The sequence below is a fragment of the uncultured Winogradskyella sp. genome, assembly GCF_947498005.1.
In the GTDB taxonomy this organism is placed as follows: Bacteria; Bacteroidota; Bacteroidia; order Flavobacteriales; family Flavobacteriaceae; genus Winogradskyella.
Genome location: NZ_CANMIW010000022.1, coordinates 1 through 3606 on the forward strand (window position 1 = coordinate 1; position 3606 = coordinate 3606).

4 protein-coding genes are annotated in these 3606 nt (G+C 29.1%); all 4 read left to right on the plus strand.

The window, feature by feature from the left end:
• The first annotated feature begins 108 nt into the window (after window positions 1–108).
• The 4 genes from Q0891_RS17120 (at window position 109) to Q0891_RS17135 (ending at window position 3465) form a co-directional block, all read left to right on the plus strand.
• The gene (locus tag Q0891_RS17120; protein ID WP_299103560.1) at window positions 109–570 is read left to right on the plus strand and encodes a hypothetical protein; all 462 of its coding nucleotides are present in this window, start codon (window positions 109–111) and stop codon (window positions 568–570) included.
• Window positions 567–1508, plus strand: a complete 942-nt coding sequence (locus Q0891_RS17125) for a hypothetical protein (RefSeq protein WP_299103561.1) — start codon at window positions 567–569, stop codon at window positions 1506–1508. Before Q0891_RS17120 ends, Q0891_RS17125 begins: the two co-directional genes overlap by 4 nt.
• Complete coding sequence (locus Q0891_RS17130) at window positions 1508–1804, plus strand: DUF4325 domain-containing protein (protein WP_299103562.1); 297 nt, start codon at window positions 1508–1510, stop codon at window positions 1802–1804. Before Q0891_RS17125 ends, Q0891_RS17130 begins: the two co-directional genes overlap by 1 nt.
• Window positions 1805–1986: 182 nt before the next feature.
• On the plus strand, window positions 1987–3465 hold the full coding sequence (locus tag Q0891_RS17135) for a Fic family protein (RefSeq protein ID WP_299103563.1): 1479 nt from the start codon (window positions 1987–1989) through the stop codon (window positions 3463–3465).
• Window positions 3466–3606 lie beyond the last annotated feature (141 nt).

Here is a 3606-nt window from a genome sequence, read left to right on the forward strand (position 1 = left end):
TGCGGAATTTTCTCGGGTTCGTAAAAGTTTGCTAAATTAGTTGCTTAACCACGCAACTAACCATACACAAAACCGTTAGCCACAAACACGAGAAACACCTGTTAATAAATGAACAACATTGGAATATTAAAAGATTTACTCAAAACCTATGCGGATGATATTGAAAGGAATAATCAGCTATTGATTGCACTTTTAATATTTATATCGATTAATTTAATAACGACAATAATCAATATAATTTCCCAGCATAAACTAAAGTCTAAGGACAAAAGTATAATTTCATTTAAAATAAAAGAACAGAAAAGAATTTCAATATTTGAAAGCATATACAGAAAGTTAGACAAAATGACTTTTTTAGATGGGAAAACAGAAGCTGATGAACTATTACAATTAATACAGAATGTAGAAAAATCAATCAGCAAAAACAAACTCTATATACATAAAAAAAATCAGAAGTTGATGTATGACATAACAGACTATTTCAAAACGACATTGACGGATTATAGAAAAAAAGACTACAGTAAAGAATTAAAATTATTTGATAAACTTTCATCAAACTTTGGTAAATGATTCTATTCGAGTTTCCTAAAATACTTAAACCAAATTCAATTTATGAGTTATTAAATTCACTGGAACAAGCTTTCAGTATGGAGGAAAAACTTGTACCTAATGTTGTAATAAATTTACAAAAAGTAAAAAAAACCTCTTTATTAGGCATTTTACTTAACTATAAGTTTATAGAATACACTTATAAACACAATTGTTTTAAAAAGCCTAATCTATTTGTTAACGACTATATCGAAAAAGAGTGGGAAAGATATGGTTTCACAAAATTGATTCACTCTTTTGTTTCTAATAAAGATTTGACTGAAAGAAACTACAAAAACCTAAAGGTTTTTGTCGATGATAGATTTATTATAGCACCACAAGCTTTACTTCGCTCAAAAGATTATTCAGATAAATTTTTAAAATCTGAGTTTTTACCCAAAATTGAAGAATATTATAAAAAAAATGATAAAGTAGTATCTATGATTTTCTTATGCTTATCAGAGATATTACTAAATTTTTGGGAGCACGCAGTCGATGATACAAATTCCATTCTTGTCGCAGAAGGAAACGAAAATCATATAGAAATTGCTTGTGCAGATACTGGTAATGGAATTATTACAACATTAAATAGAGTCTTTGAAAACAGCTCTATCGATAGACCAGGAACATTAAAGAAATCTGTAGAAAAATTTGTTACCTCAAAAAAAATGACAAATCATATGGGTTACGGTCTTTGGATTTTAAACCAAATAGCAACAAAAACAAGAGGTCGATTCCATATTTATTCCGAAGGAGCATTTTACAAAAACGACTTTGGCAAAGAATTTGCAAAAAAATGTGGGTATTGGAAAGGTACTATTATTTATTTATCACTACCTTTAAAAGAACCGATAACTCTTAGTGATATTGAAAATCACGACAATAAAAAATTTAACGATATTAAAATAAATTGGAAATAATGAAAAATATAAGTTTAGACGATTTCGGTCCAATTATAAGTACAAAAGAATCAGGAAGTAAAATCCTTGGTTTAATAACAGAAAGTTTAAAAACTAACCCGAAAGTTTCTGTAGATTTGGGAAATATAAGGTCAATGGCAACATTCTGCGCTAAACAGATTTTCGGAAAATTATACGTTACATTAGGTGCTGAAAAGTTTTTTGAAAATATAGAAATTGTAAATGCCTCGGACGATTTAAAATCAATTATTAAAATCGGAATTCAAAGTGCAATTCAAGAAAGTGTCAGTGGCTAACACCGTATATAATTTATTGCTGGTTCTAGCCTACTTACGAAAATCCTCGCGGATTTTCTATTAGGTTTTTATTTGCTAAATTACGTGCTAAACCACGCAACAAACCATATACAAACACGTTGTAGGTCATTTAGAAAAGAACTAAATTTAAAATTTTGAATTAAAATTAAAATAGGAAATTAATGATTTATAAAATTCCAAATATATCAGCTAACCTTGACTTAAATGAAAGCTTAAAGAATATCGAAAAAATAATTGATAATCTAAACAAGCGCAGAGACAATGGATTGGATAACGAGCTTGAAAACAAACTAAAGAAGCAATTATTAATTTCCTCTGTTTACAACTCAAATGCTATCGAAGGAAATAAATTATCATTAAGAGAAACAGAAATAATACTTGACGGAATGGTCATTAATGAACGACCATTAAAAGATGAAGTTGAAGCACGTTCTTTAGCGAATGCTACAGAATATCTTTATCGTTTGATTGACGGCAGAGAACCATTATCAAAAAGGACTCTTCTTGAATTACACAGCTTAATAATGGAGAATATTCCTAACATCCAAGGTGGTAGTTTCCGTAAAGAAGAAGTAACAATAAAAAATGCCGACCATAAACCTATTTATTGGGCGGATGTTGAACCAGAAGTTGATGAAATGTTCAAATGGATGAATAGAAATATGCATAAGTACGACCCAATAATTATGTGTGCTATTTTGCATCATTGGCTCGCTTGGATTCATCCGTTTAGTGATGGAAATGGACGTGTTTCCAGATTATTTACTAACTTCTTTCTTTTACAAAAAGGTTATCCTGAAATCGTAATAAAAATATCTGACCGAGATAATTACTACAACTCATTAATTGAGGCTGATGAAGGAGACATAACTTGTCTGGTCGAATTATTTTCAGACAAATTAAGGCAAACCGTGAATATATATGAAGAGTTTTTAAATGAGTATGATAGACAAAAAACTTGGAAAGCACGTTATAAGCAATTAGGCGAAGATAGTTACGAAAAAGCTAAAGAAACTTATTCATATCAATACGAAGTTTGGAAAAGTCAGTTGAATGTATTTAAAGCTTTGTTATTTGAGAATATTAAGGAACTTGAGGAATTACTACCACAACTAACATTTTATAAAAAAGAATATGATATACTTTCATACAGTCAATACTTAGATATTATTGAAGACAGAAAAGTTTCAAACACTTGGTATATTGTAATTTCCATTTATAATAAAACAAATGATAAAAGTATGGGTTTTGTCTTTTATTTTGAGAGATTTAAATTCTCTTCAAAAATTAATTTTTCTAAAAACAAACCCAAAAAACAAGACAAACCTGAAATTAAGCTTTTTGTAACAGCTAGAAAAGACCAAAAATCGTTAAGACTTGATAGAGCGGTAGAATTAGTTAATGTTGGTACTTGGGGAGACCAATTATCTTTTGGTGTTCATAATATTAAATGGGACCCAAGAAAAAAAGGCGATAATGCTAGAGCTTCGATTATAACAATCCGAGAAAATCCAAGTAAAATAATTAGAACTTTTCTTGACCAAATTCTTTACACTTATTTTGATATCGGAAAAAAACGCCCTACAACACCGTATATAAAAAATAGCGGGTACAGTCCAAAACCAAGAAGAAAGCAATAAATTTAAGGTCATTAATAAACTGAAAAGTTTGTGCATAAAATCCGCTACTTTTCATATACAAAAACGTTGTGCATCATTTGAGAAAATCGTGCTCAAAATGAAAATCATTGAATTTTAATGAAAAAATGGGTTTTAATAATT